The organism is Thiomicrorhabdus sp. Milos-T2 (assembly GCF_000702325.1).
GTDB lineage: Bacteria > Pseudomonadota > Gammaproteobacteria > Thiomicrospirales > Thiomicrospiraceae > Thiomicrorhabdus.
Genome location: NZ_KL370891.1, coordinates 1,906,548 through 1,925,750 on the forward strand (window position 1 = coordinate 1,906,548; position 19,203 = coordinate 1,925,750).

At 38.8% G+C, this 19,203-nt stretch carries 15 protein-coding genes; 5 read left to right on the top strand and 10 right to left on the bottom strand.

Annotated elements, in window-relative coordinates; all coding sequences use genetic code 11:
- The first annotated feature begins 340 nt into the window (after positions 1 to 340).
- Both purD and BS34_RS0108675 read left to right on the top strand, forming a co-directional pair.
- A complete protein-coding gene (gene purD, locus BS34_RS0108670) occupies positions 341 to 1,627 on the top strand; it encodes a phosphoribosylamine--glycine ligase (RefSeq protein WP_029408130.1) in 1,287 nt (428 codons plus the stop codon).
- Positions 1,628 to 2,117: 490 nt separating this feature from the next.
- Positions 2,118 to 2,438 carry a late competence development ComFB family protein gene (locus BS34_RS0108675; RefSeq protein WP_233993178.1) on the top strand — a complete coding sequence of 107 codons (321 nt, stop codon included), beginning with the start codon at positions 2,118 to 2,120 and terminating at the stop codon, positions 2,436 to 2,438.
- 205 nt (positions 2,439 to 2,643) lie between these two features.
- Here BS34_RS0108675 and clpB read toward each other — a convergent pair whose 3' ends face one another.
- Positions 2,644 to 5,214: an ATP-dependent chaperone ClpB gene (gene clpB / locus BS34_RS0108680; protein WP_199774083.1), complete on the bottom strand. Its 2,571-nt coding sequence runs from the start codon at positions 5,212 to 5,214 to the stop codon at positions 2,644 to 2,646.
- A gap of 354 nt (positions 5,215 to 5,568) precedes the next feature.
- Between clpB and BS34_RS0108685 the strand changes: the two genes are divergently transcribed.
- A complete protein-coding gene (locus BS34_RS0108685; protein WP_051640763.1) occupies positions 5,569 to 6,441 on the top strand; it encodes a YdcF family protein in 873 nt (290 codons plus the stop codon).
- 118 nt (positions 6,442 to 6,559) lie between these two features.
- Here the strand turns inward: BS34_RS0108685 and hemN are convergent, their stop codons facing one another.
- Positions 6,560 to 7,942: an oxygen-independent coproporphyrinogen III oxidase gene (gene hemN, locus BS34_RS0108690; RefSeq protein ID WP_029408134.1), complete on the bottom strand. Its 1,383-nt coding sequence runs from the start codon at positions 7,940 to 7,942 to the stop codon at positions 6,560 to 6,562.
- A 277-nt stretch (positions 7,943 to 8,219) separates the two neighbouring features.
- Complete coding sequence (rlmKL, locus tag BS34_RS0108695; protein WP_029408135.1) at positions 8,220 to 10,445, bottom strand: bifunctional 23S rRNA (guanine(2069)-N(7))-methyltransferase RlmK/23S rRNA (guanine(2445)-N(2))-methyltransferase RlmL; 2,226 nt, start codon at positions 10,443 to 10,445, stop codon at positions 8,220 to 8,222.
- A gap of 196 nt (positions 10,446 to 10,641) precedes the next feature.
- Here rlmKL and BS34_RS0108700 point away from each other — a divergent pair, with 196 nt between their 5' ends.
- Both BS34_RS0108700 and BS34_RS0108705 read left to right on the top strand, forming a co-directional pair.
- Positions 10,642 to 11,898, top strand: coding sequence for a lytic murein transglycosylase (locus BS34_RS0108700; RefSeq protein WP_029408136.1), 1,257 nt, complete (start codon positions 10,642 to 10,644; stop codon positions 11,896 to 11,898).
- Between the two features lie 44 nt (positions 11,899 to 11,942).
- Positions 11,943 to 12,194 (top strand): hypothetical protein, encoded by a 252-nt coding sequence (locus BS34_RS0108705; RefSeq protein WP_029408137.1) that lies wholly within the window; start codon positions 11,943 to 11,945, stop codon positions 12,192 to 12,194.
- On the opposite strand, the gene BS34_RS0108710 is transcribed toward BS34_RS0108705, so the two are convergent.
- From BS34_RS0108710 to ileS, 7 genes are all read right to left on the bottom strand, one after another.
- Positions 12,191 to 12,802, bottom strand: coding sequence for a paraquat-inducible protein A (locus BS34_RS0108710; RefSeq protein WP_029408138.1), 612 nt, complete (start codon positions 12,800 to 12,802; stop codon positions 12,191 to 12,193). The genes BS34_RS0108705 and BS34_RS0108710 overlap by 4 nt on opposite strands.
- 204 nt (positions 12,803 to 13,006) lie before the next feature.
- The gene (locus BS34_RS0108715) at positions 13,007 to 13,399 is read right to left on the bottom strand and encodes a YkvA family protein (protein WP_029408139.1); all 393 of its coding nucleotides are present in this window, start codon (positions 13,397 to 13,399) and stop codon (positions 13,007 to 13,009) included.
- 214 nt (positions 13,400 to 13,613) lie between these two features.
- Entirely contained in the window at positions 13,614 to 14,093 is a 480-nt protein-coding gene (locus BS34_RS0108720) for a hypothetical protein (RefSeq protein ID WP_029408140.1), read from the bottom strand.
- Positions 14,094 to 14,283: 190 nt separating this feature from the next.
- Positions 14,284 to 14,766 (bottom strand): hypothetical protein, encoded by a 483-nt coding sequence (locus BS34_RS0108725; RefSeq protein ID WP_029408141.1) that lies wholly within the window; start codon positions 14,764 to 14,766, stop codon positions 14,284 to 14,286.
- Positions 14,767 to 14,886: 120 nt separating this feature from the next.
- A complete protein-coding gene (locus tag BS34_RS0108730; RefSeq protein WP_029408142.1) occupies positions 14,887 to 15,285 on the bottom strand; it encodes a hypothetical protein in 399 nt (132 codons plus the stop codon).
- A gap of 433 nt (positions 15,286 to 15,718) precedes the next feature.
- Complete coding sequence (gene lspA, locus BS34_RS0108735) at positions 15,719 to 16,222, bottom strand: signal peptidase II (RefSeq protein ID WP_029408143.1); 504 nt, start codon at positions 16,220 to 16,222, stop codon at positions 15,719 to 15,721.
- 110 nt (positions 16,223 to 16,332) lie between these two features.
- Positions 16,333 to 19,161 carry an isoleucine--tRNA ligase gene (gene ileS, locus BS34_RS0108740; protein ID WP_029408144.1) on the bottom strand — a complete coding sequence of 943 codons (2,829 nt, stop codon included), beginning with the start codon at positions 19,159 to 19,161 and terminating at the stop codon, positions 16,333 to 16,335.
- Between the last annotated feature and the right edge of the window lie 42 nt (positions 19,162 to 19,203).

Consider the following 19,203-nt stretch of genomic DNA (forward strand, 5'->3'; position numbering starts at 1 on the left):
TTGCACGAGATAGGTGCGAAAGAAAAATGAGGAAAAATTTACCTTATTGCGGCGGAAAATGCAGGGAATAGCTAGCTATTCGCAAGTTGTCGCCCACCGGAAGTGCCCTTGGGGTACAACAAAAATAAGGTGAATTTTAACCATTTTTACTCGTACATACTCTCGTGCAAAGGTCTCTTTTAATGAATTTAATTTAAGAATTACAGTAGTGGCTGTAATTTTTTCTAAAAAAACTCAAGTCAAGGCAGAAAATGTGAGCTTACAAGTGTAAGTGACCATTTTCGAACGAAGGATTGAGCTTTTTTAGGAAAAATTACAGTCGCTACTCCGAAGGAAAACTATGAAAGTATTGATTATTGGTGGCGGTGGCCGTGAACATGCCTTAGCTTGGAAAACCGCTCAAGCAAAAGAAGTTACCGAGGTATTTGTCGCTCCGGGTAATGCTGGGACAGCTATTGAACCCAACTTAACCAATGTAAATATTTCTGTTGAAGATATACCAGGCCTGGTAACTTTTGCACAGGAAAACAATATTGACCTAGCCATTGTTGGCCCTGAAATTCCTTTAGTATTAGGGGTAGTCGATGCGTTTTCTGAAGCCGGATTAAAATGCTTTGGCCCGACTGCAGGAGCGGCTCAATTAGAAGGATCAAAAGCCTTCTCTAAAGACTTCTTAGCTAAACACAATATTCCTACAGCAGAATATGAAGTATTTACCGAGATTGAACCCGCTCATACTTATTTAGAAAAAGTCGGCGTACCAATCGTAATTAAAGCGGATGGGCTTGCTGCAGGTAAAGGCGTTATTCTTGCCGAGACCATGCAAGAAGCTAAAGATGCTGTTTCTGATATGCTAGCGGGCAACAAGTTTGGCGACGCTGGTTCTCGTGTGGTTATTGAAGAATTTTTAGTTGGCGAAGAAGCAAGCTTTATCGTTATGGCTGACGGTAAACATGTTTTACCAATGGCCACTTCACAAGATCACAAAGCACGTAATGAAGGGGATACAGGCCCCAACACGGGTGGAATGGGAGCTTATACACCTGCTCCCGTTGTAACTCGTGATATTCATAATCGCATTATGGAAACGGTTATTAATCCAACCATTGAAGGTATGGCCAAAGATGGTCTTCCTTACACCGGATTTTTATATGCAGGTGTCATGATTGATCGCAACGGTGTGCCTAAAGTTTTAGAATTTAATTGCCGTTTTGGTGACCCTGAAACACAACCGATTATGATGCGTTTAAAATCTGACTTAGCCCCTTTATGTTTAGCGGCCATTGATGGCAAACTTGACCAAGTAACGGCTAAATGGGATTCTCGTGCTGCTTTAGGTGTGGTTATGGCCGCAGGCGGTTACCCTGACGATTACCGTAAAGCAGATGTAATTTCTGGTTTAGATAAAGCCAATGCAGCAGATTTAAAAGTCTTTCATGCGGGTACTAGCCTAAATGAAAACAATGAAGTCATTACTTCTGGTGGTCGTGTTATTTGCGTAACTGCTTTAGGTGAAAATGTTACTGCTGCGCAAAAACGAGCCTATGAAGGCGTTTCAATGATTAACTGGGATGAAGTTTATTATCGAACAGATATTGGACATCGAGCAGTTGCACGTGAAAAATAGGTAATAATTCACTGTTTTTACCGCGTAAATTAAAGCACCTTCGGGTGCTTTTTTTATAGCTAAATATAGAGTATAGTTGAAGATATTACCGTTTAAAGAAATTTAAATTCTACTAAATTCATAGACATTTTTTATTTTTGTCTACAAATTTTTTGTCTACTAAATATAGCGTTATAGTCATTTTGGCCTATTTATCGCTTAAAGACTTATAACTTAAATTGAACACTTCAATTTTTAGAGACCTTTGCACCCAAGGGCATAAACACGAGATAGGTGCGAAAGAAAAATGAGGGGGAATTTGCCTGATTGCGGCCAAAAACGCAGGGAATAGCTAGCTATTCGCAAGTTGTCGCCCAACGGAAGTACCCTTGGGGTACAACAAAAATCAGGTGAATTTTTACCCTCAAGGGGCACCTAGAACCATTTTTACTCGTGCATACTCTCGTGCAAAGGTCTCTTTTAATGTATATTTGAACAGCAGGAAGCAACAATGTATATTCCAGGAACCATCCGTAAGGAGGCTGTTATGCCAATGGATAGCGTACATAATTATTTTGAACGCCTTGTCTTCAACGAAATAAACGAAAACTACTCTGACCAATTTGATGATAACAATGCCTTAGCAGACATGGCATGTATTGCATTAAACAGAATTCCTCCACGCTATATTCGTTACGATATTGATATGTCTTTTTATATGTCAGTAGAAGAACATATAGATGTAGAGAAAAAAGTTAGAAAAGCGGTTAGAAAAGCCTACAAAAAAGTTAAGCAGTTTGAATCTTTAAAAAACAACGAACAAACCGACTAGCTAAAAAGCAGGCTCCAAGCCAATAATTGACTTAAGACGCTGAATATTGAGCATCTAAATCATTCTATTTAAATGCTCATTCTTAATTTAAAAACATTACGGCTGACACTTTCGGCTAAAGAGTTTTTAACTCAAAAAAAAACCGCTTTTTATAGCGGTTTTTTTTGCCTATTTTAAATGGCATAGCTTAATATCAAAGACAGGTTTAACTAAAAACAATCTCTCCATCTTTTAAAGCAATAATCACCCTTGAACCAGCAAGATAATCACCATGCAAGATTTTTTGCGCAAGCGGGTTTTCAACACGTTGTTGAATAACACGTTTTAATGGTCTTGCACCAAATACTGGGTCAAATCCAGCTTCGCCTAATAAATCTAAGGCTTCATCGCTAATCTCCATACCAATATCTGCATCAGCCAATCGGCTTCGCAAACTTTGTAATTGAATATTGGCAATAGAACGAATCTGCTCTTTTCCAAGCGGATGGAACACCACAATATCATCAATACGATTGATAAACTCTGGCCTAAAGTAATCACCTACCACGTCCATAACATCAGCTTTCATTTCATCGTAAGTCGCTTTTCCTGCTTTCTCTTGAATCACTTGTGAGCCTAAGTTAGAAGTCATCACAATTACCGTATTTTTAAAGTCTACCGTTCGCCCTTGTCCGTCAGTTAAACGCCCATCATCTAATACTTGTAACAAAATATTAAATACATCCGGGTGAGCTTTTTCAACCTCATCTAATAAAATCACAGAATAAGGTTTACGACGAACCGCTTCGGTTAAATAACCACCTTGTTCATAACCCACATAACCAGGAGGTGCGCCCACTAAACGGGCAACAGAATGTTTTTCCATAAACTCAGACATATCAATACGAACAATGGCATCTTGAGTATCAAACAAAAAGTCTGCTAATGCTTTAGTGAGCTCTGTTTTACCCACTCCCGTTGGCCCTAAGAACAAGAATGAACCATTAGGTCTATTTGGATCTGACAGGCCTGCTCGAGATCGACGAATGGCATCTGAAACCGATTTAACGGCTTCTGTTTGCCCAATAACATTTTTACTTAGCGCCTCTTCCATTCGCAATAACTTATCACGCTCGCCTTCCATCATTCTAGATACCGGGATTCCCGTCCAACGAGCAACCACTTCGGCGATTTCTTCTTCCGTTACCTTATTCCGTAAAAGATGAGAACTCTCTTCATTTTCAACTTCATTTTCTGCGACTTCTGCCGCTTGAATTTTAGCTTCTAAATCAGGAATCTTACCGTACTGAATTTCTGACATTTTGGCTAAATTACCCGCACGGCGAGCCGTTTCCAGCTCGATTCTAGCGGCTTCTAACTGCTCTTTAAATTGCTGAGCGCCTTGTAAAGCCGCTTTATCTTTTTTCCAAATTTCTTCTAAATCTGAATACTCTTTTTCCAAAGATTGAATCTCATCTTGAAGAATGGCTAAACGTTTTTTAGAAGCGTCATCTTTCTCTTTTTTAAGCGCAACCTGTTCAATTTTTAATTGAATTAAACGACGGTCTAGTTTATCCATAACCTCAGGTTTTGAATCAATCTCCATACGAATACGAGAAGCCGCTTCATCAATTAAGTCAATGGCTTTATCGGGTAGCTGTCGGTCAGTAATATAACGTTGTGACAAGGTCGCTGCAGCAACAATTGCAGGGTCAGTAATATCTACCCCGTGATGCACTTCATAACGCTCTTTTAAACCACGCAAAATGGCAATGGTATCTTGCTCAGTTGGCTCATCCACCAATACCTTCTGAAAACGTCGTTCCAAGGCGGCATCTTTTTCAATATTTTCACGATATTCGTCTAAGGTCGTTGCCCCAATACAGTGTAAAGCCCCTCTTGCTAGAGCAGGTTTTAGCATGTTACCGGCATCCATTGAACCTTCTGTTTTACCCGCGCCAACCATGGTGTGAATTTCATCAATAAACAGAATGACCTGTCCTTCTTGCTTTTCAAGATCTTTTAATAAAGATTTCAAACGCTCTTCAAACTCACCACGGTATTTTGCACCCGCTAACAGGCCTGCTAAATCTAATGAAAGCAATCTTTTGTTCTTTAAACCTTCAGGCACTTCACCGTTAATAATACGTTGTGCTAGACCTTCCACAATGGCGGTTTTACCCACACCTGGCTCACCGATTAATACGGGGTTATTTTTGGTACGTCGTTGTAAAACTTGCACGGCTCGACGAATCTCATCATCACGTCCAATGACAGGGTCTAACTTACCTTCTTCTGCTTGAGCCGTTAAATCTACGGTATATTTATCTAACGCTTGACGGTTCTCTTCTGCATTTTGTTCTTGCACGGTTTCACCTCCTCGAACTTGTTGAATTGCTTGATTAATGACCTCACTATTCGCCCCCGCTTTTTTAAAAAGACTGGCAGCGATATCTGATGTTTCTAATAAAGCAACATAAAACAACTCACTGGCGATATAAGCATCACCATTTTTTTGAGCTTGTTTATCCATTAGATTTAAAACATTAGCAGACTGTTGAGATAACTGAACGTTGCCTCCAGCCCCTGAAACCTTGGGTAAACTTTCAATCTTTTCTGATAACGTCTTTTTCAAAAGCGGTACATTAACTTTAGCTAGCTGCATTAAATCTGCTGACTCTTCCAGCAAAGACGCTAAAATATGCACTGGCTCAATAAACTGATTGTCTTTACCTACGGCCAAAGACTGTGCTTGACCTAAAACGCTTTGAAACTGAGTAGTAAATTTGTCCATCATTATTGGCAAACTCCTTAATATAATCTTTATAACTACCTAAAATATAGGGATAATATTTTTACATTCAAGCCAATATATTTTATAAATTTACTTTTTTGCTTATTAAATTAACAATAATTGATTATGAGACCTTTACACGAGAGTATGTACAAGTAAAAATGGTTAAAATTCACCTTATTTTTGTTGAAAAACTTGCGAATAGCTAGCTATTCCCTGCATTTTCCGCCGCAATAAGGTAAATTTTTCCTCATTTTTCTTTCGCACCTATCTCGTGCAAAGATCTCATTAAGATTAATTTCACGCTTTCAGGTGCGAATTTACACTGCAACGCTATAAAAATAGGAATTTACCCTAATGGATGAACTTTTTTTTCTTGCCTCTAAAATAGGTTGGGCCTTTTTGAGCCCGGGTAATTTATTAGTGTTTGCCTTTTTCTTAGGTGCCGTATTTTTACTTTTTAATAATTTTAGAGCAGCCAAAAAGATTTTAGTTCCCACTTCACTTATCGCCTTTGTGTTAATGGCTTACCCGGTGAGTGATTATTTAATGCAACCCTTAGAGAGCCGTTTTAGCGTACCCAAGGAAATGCCTGAAAACATTGACGGTATTATTATTTTAGGTGGCGGTGAAGATTTAAAACGCTCTATAAGTTGGGAGATTGCTGAACTCGGAATGGCAGGTGATCGTTATATTGGTACGGCAAGCTTGGCTAGCGAATATCCAAATGTTCCCGTTATTTTTACAGGTGGAAGCGGTTCTTTAACATTACAAAGCACAGATGGCGAAGGGGCTTTAGCGCGCAAGATTTTAACGACTATTGGGATTGATTCTGAACGTTTAATTATTGAATCACAGTCAAGAAATACCTATGAAAATTTTAAATACACCAAACCGCTACTACCGAAGCCAAAAGGCCACTATTTGTTAGTGACATCCGCCTTTCATATGCCAAGAGCTGTAGGTATTGCTAGAATGCAAGGCGTAAATGTCATTCCTTATCCTGTGGATTATCGAACCAATTCAGATGAACTACGCCTATTTGATTTTGATTTATTTGACCACTTAAAGGCTCTAGAACCTGCGTGGCGTGAGTGGATAGGTTTAACGGTATATTATTTAACCGGTAAAACAGATCATTGGTTCCCTAAACCTGGTGAGGTCTCATTAACGGGCTCTACAAAAACAATAGAGGGGTTTTATTCTGATGACGTTAATAAAGACTTTTAAGAAGCTCAAAACTTAACGTTCTACCAGGCCTGGTAGAATTGAAGCTGGCATCATTTTGAATGCAGCATAAAAGTAGCGCTTTGCATTTAGTGGTGCAATGTGGTGCAAAGCTTTTAATTTAAATAACTTTAGAGAATCGATTAGCCGTTCCCGCTTTTAAATAAGCATCAAATACCATGCAAATGTTACGAATTAACAATCTCCCTTTTGCAGTGATATAAATATCTTCATCATTAAGTGTGAGTAACCCATCTTCTGCCATTTGTACTAAATTATTGAGTTCTGTGGCAAAGTATTCCTTAAAACGAATATTCCATTGCTTATCAATTGTGGCGAAATTTAGATGAAAATGGCTAATTAATCGAGTAATAACATCACGTCTAAGTTCATCATCCTCAGTGAGTTTTACGCCTCTAAAAACGGCTAAATCTCCGGCATCAATGGCCTCATAATATTCAGCTAAACTTTTTCGATTTTGAGCATAGGTGTTATTGATTAAAGAGATTGAAGTCGCTCCCATTCCTACTAAATCGCACTCTGCATGCGTTGAATAACCCTGAAAGTTTCTGTAAAGCGTTTCATTTTTCTGGGCAATGGCAAGCTCATCGTCTGGTTTTGCAAAATGGTCCATACCAATATAAACGTAACCGGCTTCTAATAAACGTTCGGTTGAGGCATGCAGAATAGCTAATTTTTCATCTGCCGATGGCATATCCGCTTCATTCATTTTCTTTTGGGTGGGAAACATGCTTGGCATGTGAGCATAATTAAAGATTGAGAAACGATCTGGCTCAGCTTCTAGCACTTTATCTAAAGTATGAATAAAACTTTTTTCTGTTTGCAAGGGTAAGCCATAAATCAAATCGACATTCACAGACATAAACCCAGCTTCTCGCGCGCCTTCTAGCACTTCAAAGGTCTCAGCTTGAGTTTGAATACGATTGACCGCCTTTTGCACCGCTGGGTCAAAATCTTGCACCCCTAAGCTCATACGATTAAAGCCCAGTTCACGCAATAACTTAACCGATTCACGATTTGATTCACGCGGATCAATTTCAATAGAATACTCACCTGAATCATCATCGTATAAATTAAAATGTTCACGCGTTTTTTCTATTAATTGACGCATTTCATCATTATTAATAAAGGTAGGAGTGCCTCCCCCTAAGTGTAATTGTTCTACTTTCCGAGTGGTGTCATACAACTCAGATTGCATTTCAATCTCTTTAAACAGGCGGTCTAAATACGGAGTGGTTTTTGAACGGTCTCTTGTCCAAACTTTATTACAGGCACAAAAGAAACAGACGGTATCACAAAAAGGAATATGATAATAAAGTGATAAGCCTCTTCCCGTTTCATTACTTCTCTGGGCTGCTTGCTTGTAATCGGCAATACCAAACGCTTCATCAAACTGAACTGCCGTAGGGTAAGAGGTGTAACGTGGACCAGATTGGTTGTAACGTTTAATTAACGCTTCATCAAATTGAATATTCTGTTCCATTATTCATTCCTATTCTTTGGGTTTATTCCGAATTTATCGCTTTGGATTATATGCACTTTAAACTGCATGCACTTTCAAACTGTATGTACTTTCTAAGGCTCAGAATATTAATCGATATGCCTTATTTAAAAGTTAATCTCCCTCAAGTGTTTGTGCATTAACGCCACTACGGCCATTTTGTTTAGCAGGCTAAGTTGTTATCCCTGAAGTTGTTGTCCCTGAAGTTTTTATACCTTAGGAGATTTTTGCATGACCGATGCCTGCATAATTAATTTCATTAAGATTTTCTCAATAACCAGGCCTGGTGAATTTTGCTATTTCTTTGAAAATCCCTTGGCATTGTTTTCTGGGTAATATTTTCAATGGTCAAATTTTCCAACATCTCTGTGTCTAATTTAAATTTACGTAAATTATTGGAGAACACTAGGGTTCCGCCTGGATTCAACAGCTTCATAGTTTGATTAATTAAGGCGACATGGTCACGCTGAATATCTAAGGTGCCTTCCATTCGTTTTGAGGTAGAAAACGACGGAGGATCTAAAAAGATAACATCAAAAGTAGAACTTGGATTTTCACTCTCTTTAGATAACCAATCTAAAACATCCGCCTGTAAAAACTTATGCTGCCCACTGGCTTGTTGATTATGAGTTAAATTATGAGCTAAGTTATGAGCTAAGTTATGCTCTGCCCAATATAGATAGGTTTTAGACATATCAACACTTAAACTGCTTTTAGCTCCCATTACTGCCGCTTCAACCGTTGCGGTTGCGGTATAGCAAAATAGATTTAACAGACTTTTACCATGAGATTTTTGTGCCACTAAAGCACGCACATCACGGTGATCTAAAAACAGGCCGGTATCCAAATAATCGGTAAAATTCACACGAATTTTTGCTCCGTTTTCAATAATCGTATGAAAATCACGGCTATCATCTAGCTTTTCATATTGAGAGCTACCCGACTGACGACTGCGCACTTTAAAAATAATTTGGTCAACGGGTACCGTTGGAAAAACCGTTGGTAAAGCGGATAAGGCTTCATGCAAACGTTTTTTAGCTTTGGCTTTGTCCACAGTTTTAGGTGCAGCATATTCATTAACAATTAACCATTCACCCGCATCTTCGGTTTCATAAAAATCGACAGAAATAGCATATTCAGGTAAATCAGCATCATAAACACGATACGCAAAAATTTCTTGGTTTTTGGCCCATTTACGTAGTGGCTTTAAGTTCTTTTTAATACGGTTAGCAACCATCACAGCACCCGCAGAAGTCGACATTTCAGGCATTACATTATTAACTTCTTGTACTAAATTAGCGCCACCTTTTACAGAAGGTTCACAGTGATACTCTGGCGTAATAACAAAACGGAATAACTTGCATTCCATAGCCCCATTAAAGAAGTTATGGCTACGTTTAGCTTTTAAACCCAGGTACATTCCCAATTCCGGGTTACACGTTAATACCACTCCTTGCCAACCCTCAAACTCATTTTTTAAATAAGTTCCCAAGGCTTTATAAACCGTTTTAACTTCTTCAATTTCACCTAAACGCTCACCGTATGGTGGGTTTGAAATAACCAGGCCTGGTTGCCAATCGCCCCAACGTCTACCCTGTTCAACCGTCATTTGTTTAATTTCAATTGAATCCAAATAACCCGCATTATGAATCGCCTCTTCGGCAATATCTAAAGATTTGTGTGATGAATCAGAACCATAAATATCTGGTAAATTTCGTAAACCTTCCGCTTCACGTTCTTCGGCTTCATCAATTAAGCTATTCCAAAGTTTACTGTCGTGCTGCTTCCAAGTATGAACTAACATGTGATTAGCTTTTTCTAACCCTGGAGCTAAATCAGAGGCCATCATCGCCGCTTCAACTAAAAACGTTCCTGAGCCACACATAGGGTCATACAAACAACCACCCTGTTTAGCAATTTCTGGCCAGCCCGCACGCATTAGCAGCGCAGCAGCAACGTTTTCTTTTAAGGGTGCCTTAACTTGCTGCCCTTCACGGTAACCACGTTTGTGTAAACTGTAACCCACTAAATCAATACTTAAGGTCAATTTATTACGATTTAAATGTCCATGCACTCTTAAGTCTGGGTCTTCCGTATCTACCTTAGGGCGATTATTGGTAATGCCTCTAAAGTAATCAACAATACCGTCTTTAATTTTTAATGCGCCGTAATGACTATGGTCTATTCCCATGCCTTTACCAGAAAACGAGACCGCGAATGAACCGAATTCATCCATATGGGTTTGCCAATCAACCGTTGCTACTTGCTCAGTCAACTCTTCTTGAGTCTCAAGCTCTGCATCTAATACCGTCACAAATACTCGGTTTGCCAAACGTGACCACAAACAACTCCGATAACCAACCTCTAAATCACCTTCAAAAGTCACGCCTCTAGGCTGTGCTTTTACTTCAGTTGCACCAAAAGACATTAACTCTTCTCTTAGTAATTCACTTAAACCGCCTGGCGCGGTGGCAAAAAATTTCATTGTTTGGTTTCCATCACTTTTAATATTGGTTAATTTTAAACTGTTTTACACCCAACTTTTATTTAGTTTGGGTAGAATGGAGGTTTGATAGCGTATTTATCTTACTTTTTGAGAGCTTTCATGAGAGTGATTCATGCTAGGCGCTCTTTTACTTTGTCATAACTTTGCCATAACTTAGCCATAACAGAAACTGAACATGTCGATAACAAAATTTCATATTAAGAACATTCTAAGCATTGTGCTTTTAACTTTTGCACTGTTAGCTTTTTTAAGCGTTAATGCTCACGCCGAATCCAAAAGTTTTACAGCTTCAGAACAAGGGTTTAAGGTATGGTTAAACGACTTTAAAAAACAAGCTTTGCAAAAAGGTATTTCTCAAAGCACACTAGATAAAGCGTTTAAAAATATTAAGCTCAACGCTAATGTTCTAAAATCAGATAAAAAACAACCTGAATTCACTCAGACTTTTTTTGAATATTTTAACCGTGCGGTCAGTAAACACCGTGTACAAAATGGGTTAAAAAAATACCAAGAGCACAAAGAACTGCTTGATAAAGTCACTAAAAAATATGGGGTACCTGGGCGTTACTTAGTCGCTTTTTGGGGCATGGAAACCAACTACGGTAGCTATACTGGAAATATTCCCATTATAGAATCCCTAGCCACCTTAGCTTATGACCCTCGTCGCAGCCAATTTTTTACCACCCAATTAATGAGTGCCTTAACCATTTTAAATAAAGGCCATGTCACCTTAAAACAGATGAAAGGTTCATGGGCAGGTGCGATGGGACAATGCCAATTCATGCCTTCTAACTACTTAAAATATGCTGTTGATGGTGATGGTGACGGTAAAATTAATCTTTGGGATAGTTTGCCCGATGTCTTCTACTCAGCCGGGCATTTTTTACAACAACTGGGTTGGCAAAAAGAACAAAACTGGGGCCGAGAGGTTTCTCTTCCAAAAGGGTTTGATTACGCTTTAGCTGATAACAAAACTGCCCGCACTCTAAATGCTTGGCAAAAAATGGGCATTACCTTAGCCGATGGACGAAACCTACCCAAAGAAGATATGCAAGCCCGTTTACTCTTAGTAAGTGATTATCGTGGCCCCGCATTTCTGGTTTATCAAAACTTTAAAGTCATTAAACGCTGGAACAATGCAGACAAATATGCGGTAGCGGTAGGCCATCTTGCCGATCGAATTGTTAAACGCCCACCGTTAACTAAACAAAAACCTAAAAACGATAAAGGAATAAGCCATACTCAGATAAAAGAGATTCAAACCTTATTGACTCAATTAGGTTATAACGTAGGTAAACCAGATGGTATTGCCGGAAGTAAAACCCGTAACGCTTTACGTGATTACCAAAGTAAACATAATCTGCCTGCTGATGGATTTGCCAGCGTTAGAATGTTAAAAATTTTAAAAACTTCAAAAACCAAGGCCCAGTAAACATCCATAACTAGTTTTACCGGGTTAGATGCAAGGATAGCATCATGGATAAGATTGATAATGACTCTACAAAAAAATCGGTAAAAAATAACAGCACACTTTTTAATTGCCAATCCGCAAAACAAACTGGCAAAGAGACTTGTGACGAAACGGCCTATTTATTCTGGAAAATACAAAGCCGCCTTGCCAAGTTATCAAACCGATTAAGAGCTGAAAAACATATTGTTTTGGATAAACAAACTCATGTTTCTGAAAAAAATACCTTACCAGAACCCTGCCAAGATAAAGGTGATTAAACCTTTTTTATCAATAATTGACTCGATAATATCGAAAGCAAACAATAGCCAAGAAAATAGTAAAAACCATTTTCTAAGGTAATTTCAGTTTGTAATAATGTTGAAGTACCAGAACTGGCTTTAATGGCTAAAAAAGAGATAATCAAAGCCATCACAAAAACATCTGCCATCGACCACTTACTTAATAATCCACTTGAATTTCTTAAAAACTGTGACAATTCAGTATTTTTAAATAGGCTTGAACTCGCTAATAAAGCCAACTTAATAACGGGAACAACCAAACTAAAAAACACAATCAAAAAAGCCACTAATAAATTGCCTTCCTGCCATAAGCTCTGTGAGGTTCCCAAAATACTTTTAGACGTATCTTGAATAACCACGGAACCACTTACCTGAATTTGATTTAACACCTCCATCGTCATAGGCATTAAAAAATTAGGAATTGAACCACTCGTCAAAATGGCTTCTTTACCCAACACCGTTAACTCAGCTTTATCTAACGTTGTTGTGATATGTAAAACAGGTTCAGTAATACCCGGAATTAATAGTACATAAGCCAAAATAAGAATAACCAAACCTAAAATCAAACGAAGATTCACAACATTCACAACCTTATGCTCCAAATATAAAGATTTGATTATACGAATAAAATATCAAACCACAAATACTCTAAACCCTATAAAAGTTACCAGGCCTGGTATGCCTTTTAGCCGACCATATTTATGTAAGCTTATTGTAGCTATGGTTTTTCGGTTTAGAAAAAGGGGCCCAGTAAAAGGGGGCAGCGAACATTTGTCCGGTTGAGCCGTTTGTTATGTGATAAATTCATGATAAAACCACTGACCAGATAATAATAAGATTGTAAGCCAAATAAAAATAAAAATGAAAGCAGCAGTATAGCTTGTTGGTCTTTCTGTAGATTGCAGAGCTTTTATTTTGGCCGCCTCAATTATTTCAGGTGGTGTTAAATGTATTATGAGCGCTAAACCAAGAGGCACAATAATAATGTCATCAAGCAAACCCACTATAGGTATGAAGTCGGGAATTAAATCAATTGGACTTAATGCATAAGCAGCGACAAGAATAGCAATTATTCTAATATACATTGGAAGATTAGGATCACGAGATGCAAAATATACTGTAAGTGTCTGCTTTTTTAGCTCCTTAGCTTTTTGTTTCACAACTTCAAATGTCACAATTGCCATCTACCTAATTTCACATAACGTTGAGAAAAGGGGTCAGTGAGAAAAGGAGTCAATACCCTTAAAACATATATTAAAGAAAATTTATAATCATTATTCAATAAATTCAATAAGATATAATCTTTCTTGAAACTAAAGAGTACTGACCCCTTTATGTTCTTTATCTATTACTATGGAAGCTAACGACCAAGCGAAGCCGTCTGGGTTGCGCGCCTTGTTATGCGCCGATACTTTGCGATTTATCGAGCAATTCTGTATACACTCTAGTTTCTTTTTCAACGTCTGCCTCCATACGAACCCTCAACCTATGGATATCAGTTTGCGCTTCGCTATGAAGCTCAATACTTGCGCCACCACCCACGGCTTCTGCAATTCTTCGTTGCTCTTCCTCAGTTTCCTTATAATTCTGTAGCAGTAAAAGATTATTGCGTAATCTATATATTTCTTTTTCAGAAGAGTCTACAAGCTGAGGGTATTGTTGGAGCAGCATTATTTTTTGCGCCGTCACAAGCGCAAGCTTCCCTACTACCGCATTCTTCCTCTCTATCTCCACAAGTATATCCATACGGCGCATTGCTTTTTCTACTTTTTCTGCCGCTCGTTCCGCGCGCGCGGCGCGCCAATTCGCGGCAGCCGACAAGATAACGGCCAAAGCTGCTATGAATTCTGCGGCGTACTCTTGTACTATCTCGACCAAGATATATTCCTTATAGGTGCATAACGGGTTGGCAATGCAATCTATTAGCCCCCCGTTATGAGTGACCGCTTGCGGTCGCTCATAACGCCCAGCTCACCGCGCGTAGTAATGTTGGCGACTTTACTGCGTGTTTTTGCAGGAAAGGTGCAAACATTACGGAGTCCGGTGTAGCTGTTTGTTAAGACATTTTTCATTCGAAGACTTTACTCAACAAATTTTCATCTATTAGATATATAGCGTCTTCAATTGTCGGTGCCGGTAACATTTGATCCCATGACCAACGCCACGTACCTAGAATTTTATTTTCTTTCCGATCTCTAACCGATGCAGCAATTAACCTAATTCTATCTTGTATAGGCTGATAACCAAGTATTAGTTCATATCTGTTAGTAGACTCACTTACATTGCTATATATAGTTTCTGTCTGAGAATCATTATGAATTTTTATAGCTTTGTTAGCCTCTTCGGTGCTTAGAGCAACCTTATAACCGATTGACTCAAGAATCATTTTAAGCTCAATGGTAATAAGCAAAGGATCTTGGGATAAATTTACATAAAGCTCTTTTGGGCCTGTAGCTTTGCTAGCAATTTTTACCTTATTTACACCGCATGAAGTTATAAAAAGTGAAATAAGCAAAATGAACAAAACTTTTGAGATTGATTGTGGAAGCACGAATTCTCCTTTTGGCTCTAACGCCTTGCTAACCGGCAGGCAAAGCGCAGCTTTGACTGTCCAGCGGAGCCGAAGGCGTAGCGATGGTTGAGCAACTTGTTATATTCATTTTACGCCCCTCTACAATAAATATGGCTCTAATAATTGTTTGTTTTGCTTTGTGAGTTTGGGAGTACTCCATGAGCCAGTTTTAATATACGTTTTGTCTGATATACGATGCTCCAGTTGATTTAACACTTCATCGTGTGGATATAGATATACGTCGCCGTCTGAAATAAAACACATATAGATATTTTTACCGACGTACTTCTTGCTGAATGAGAGACGACCTTTCAGCTGAACTTTTATATCAGTAACACCATCAGCATGGACTCCGATGAAATCAGCACCTTGCCAATCGTTGTTGAGCCACATTGTAGTAAAGCCATAATCTGCCAATTTGGCTGAAACCTTTTGAAAGTTGTACATTTCCTTAGCTTTTGAGTTTAACTCTGAATACACAATTTTCTCGAATTTCATTGCGATCTCTCGTGCATATAACATTTATTATAAGGCACATTCGCCCGAGTATTTCATATTGAAAACGTTTTCAGGACTATATGCCTTAGTATTAATAAAAACCTGTAGTTTTTACAGGTTATCTTGTATTACATACATTTTAAGGCCTAGTAAAAACAACTTTCAATGTAATTTACCTTAAAAAAACCATAAATATAGATTTTTTACTTATAGGCATCGTAATAAATCTATTCAAGTAATTAGGGCTAGAGTTAAATCATCTTGAATTTATCAATAACTTCAACAGGTTAAATACTGAGTCTCAGTTTAACCAAATTACACTTAACCTTAAAACAAAAAACAACCAGGCCTGGTAAGACGTTGGTCGTTTTGATGTAACTTTATTGGTGAATGATTAATTTATGATTCACTCTAATTCACTATGATTTATAAGCTATGCTAGCTTCTTTTCTCTTGGTTTTAGAATGAATTCTGAAAGAATTAACAGGCCTGCTCCAATGGTAATGGCAATATCGGCGACATTAAAGGTGGCATAGTGCCAGCTGCCTATATAAAAATCGACAAAATCAGTGACTCGCCCTGCAATAAAACGGTCTATAACATTACCCACAGCCCCACCTAACACAAGGTTAATACCCCAAACTTCTGCGGTGATTTTATTGGGTAGTTTTGATAACCAAAACATTAAAATTGCACTAACAACTAAAGCCAGGCCTGCAAAAAACCATCGTTGCCAACCGCCCATATCCGCCAAAAAGCTAAAGGCGGCACCGTAGTTATAAGCCAACGTCCAGTTTAGGTTTGGCATAACCGCAACAGGCTCTCCAAAGGTTAAATTGCTCACAGCAATGTATTTTGTCATTTGGTCTAAAACAATGACGACAACTGCAAACCAAACCGTTTTTAGAGCACTTGAACTCAAGTTATTTTCTGACATTTTGTTTCCAATTTAATATAAAACTCAATAGTCGATATAAAAACACGAAGGTCAAAGTTTTATATTTCAAAAAAACTTCGTGCCTTCGTGTCTTCGTGGTTCACATTTTATTATGCAAAGTGACGAACTTCTCCGTTGCCCTCTACGTTATCTACACAACGCTGACATAGTTCTGGATGCTCAGCAATTTTGCCAACTTCTTCACGGTGGTGCCAGCAACGTGCACATTTTTGATGTTCAGTTGCTCCCGCGTCAATCCAAAGACCAGGTAGGTCAGATTCAATTGAAGAATCTGTTTTATCTGCTAACGGTTTAAGGGTTGCTTCAGATGTAATTAAGACAAAACGTAGCTCTTCTTCTAGTTTGCTTAATTTTTCAAACAGTGCATCATCACAATACAGCGTTACTTCAGCCGTTAAAGAACCTTTAATGACTTTGTCTTTACGTAACTGTTCTAGCTGTTTAGATACCGCTGAGCGAACTGAAATCATCTCTTCCCAATAGGCTGAATTCATTTCCGTATTTTCATCTAATGCGGTTAGCCCTTGGTACCAAGTCGCTACAAAAACCGTCTCGGTACGTTCACCTGGTAAGTGCTTCCAAATCTCTTCAGCGGTGAAGCTTAAGATTGGAGCCATCCAACGAGTTAGGGCTTCTACAATATGATATAGGGCCGTTTGGGCAGAACGACGAGGCAGTCCATCTGCTTTACACGTGTATTGACGGTCTTTAATGACATCTAAATAGAATGAACCTAGTTCAATTGAACAGAATTGTGTCATAGCTTGATAGATATTGTGGAAGTTGTAGCTATCATAAGCTTCAGTAATTTCTTGCTGAAGTTTAGCCGCGTGACCAATTGCCCACTTATCTAATGGCAATAAATCATCGTAAGCGACCATATCTGTTTCTGGGTTAAAGCCATTGATGTTAGCCATTAAGAAACGTGCCGTATTACGAATACGACGGTATGAATCTGCGGTACGGCTAATGATTTCATCTGAAACGGTCATTTCATAACGGTAATCTGCGGCCGAAATCCAAAGACGTAGAATATCTGCCCCTAACTTATTAGCAATTTGCTGAGGGGCAACGACGTTACCTTTAGATTTAGACATTTTTTTACCGTCTTTATCTACGGTAAAACCATGGGTTAAAACTTGTTTATAAGGTGCTTGACCATCTGTTGCTAAAGCCGTTAATAGTGAAGACTGGAACCAGCCACGATGTTGGTCAGAACCTTCTAAATATAAATCTGCCGGAGCTTGTAGCTCATCACGTTGCCCTAAAACGGTAAAGTGAGAGATACCAGAATCAAACCAAACATCTAAGATATCGGTGACTTGTTCATAGTCATCTGCTTCGGCACCTAATAAGGATGCCACATCTAAGTCATACCAAGCGTCAATGGATTTTTCTTCGACCATTTTAGCAATTTGTTCCATCAACTCAGTCGTACGTGGATGCATCTCACCCGTTACTTTATGCACAAAAATAGCAATGGGAACACCCCAGAAACGTTGACGAGAGATACACCAGTCTGGACGACCATCAATCATCCCTTCAATACGGTTTTGACCCCACTCAGGAACCCATTCTACTTTTGGAATGGCTGCTAATGCTTTATCACGTAAACCACCCTCTGTCATAGAAATAAACCACTGTGGTGTGGCACGGAAAATTAATGGCGTTTTTGTACGCCAGCAATGTGGGTAACTGTGTTCAATCACTTCAATGTGCACTAACGCTTTATGTTCTTTTAAAACTTCAAGAACATGGTCATCGACTTTAAGTACATTCTCACCTTCAAACAGTGGCGTACCCGCAACATAGTTACCGTTACCATCTACCGGGCAATCCACTTCTAGGTCATATTTGAGACCAACCTGAAAATCTTCTACCCCGTGACCTGGAGCGGTATGTACACAACCTGTACCAGCTTCAGTAGTGACATGCTCGCCTAAGATTAGTGGCACAATACGGTCATAAAATGGGTGTTGTAAACGAATTAAATCAAACTGATCTCCGCGACCATAGGCAATAACGTTATATTTATCAAAGCCCCATTTATCCATGCTGTCTTTGATCATAGCCTCGGCAAGGAATAGACGTTCTGGACCATTTTCGCCATTTACTTGTACCACAGAATATTCTAACTCTGGGTTAATTGAAACGGCTTGGTTGGCAGGTAATGTCCAAGGCGTTGTTGTCCAAATCACTACAGATAAAGGACCTTCACCAGTGTGATCTTCTACATGATGACAACGTTTAAAAAAGGCTTCTTCATCAATCACTGGAAAACGAACATCAATCGATTTAGAGCGTTTGTTTTCATATTCCACTTCTGCTTCAGCTAAAGCAGAACGGCCGCCTACTGACCAATAAACCGGTTTAGTTCCTTTAACAAGGTGTCCGTTTTCAATAATTTTAGCTAGAGCACGAATTTCATTGGCTTCGAATTTAAAATCTTTAGTTAGATATGGGTTTTCCCAGTCGGCCATCACTCCTAAACGTTGAAAGTCAGCCATTTGGCCTTCAACTTGTTTTTGAGCATAAATACGACACTCTTCACGGAATTCAGTCGCCCCAATTTTTTGGCCAACTTTACCTTTTTTCTTTTCTACGTTTAGCTCAATGGGTAAACCATGACAATCCCAACCGGGAACTAAAGGAGCATCAAAACCACTTAAACCTTTAGACTTAACAATCATATCTTTTAAAACTTTATTTACCGCATGGCCAATATGAATATCACCATTTGCGTACGGAGGCCCATCATGCAAAATAAACTTAGGTCGCCCTTCCATGTGTTTACGCACAGTTTGGTATAACGAATCTGATAACCAAGCCTCTACTTGTTTAGGCTCACGGTTAGGCAAACTTCCCTTCATTGGAAAGTCTGTTTCAGGAAGGTTCAAAGTCGGTTTATAGTCTGTCATTATCTAACTTCACATGTTAAGAGGGCAGGTTTGATTGCCCTA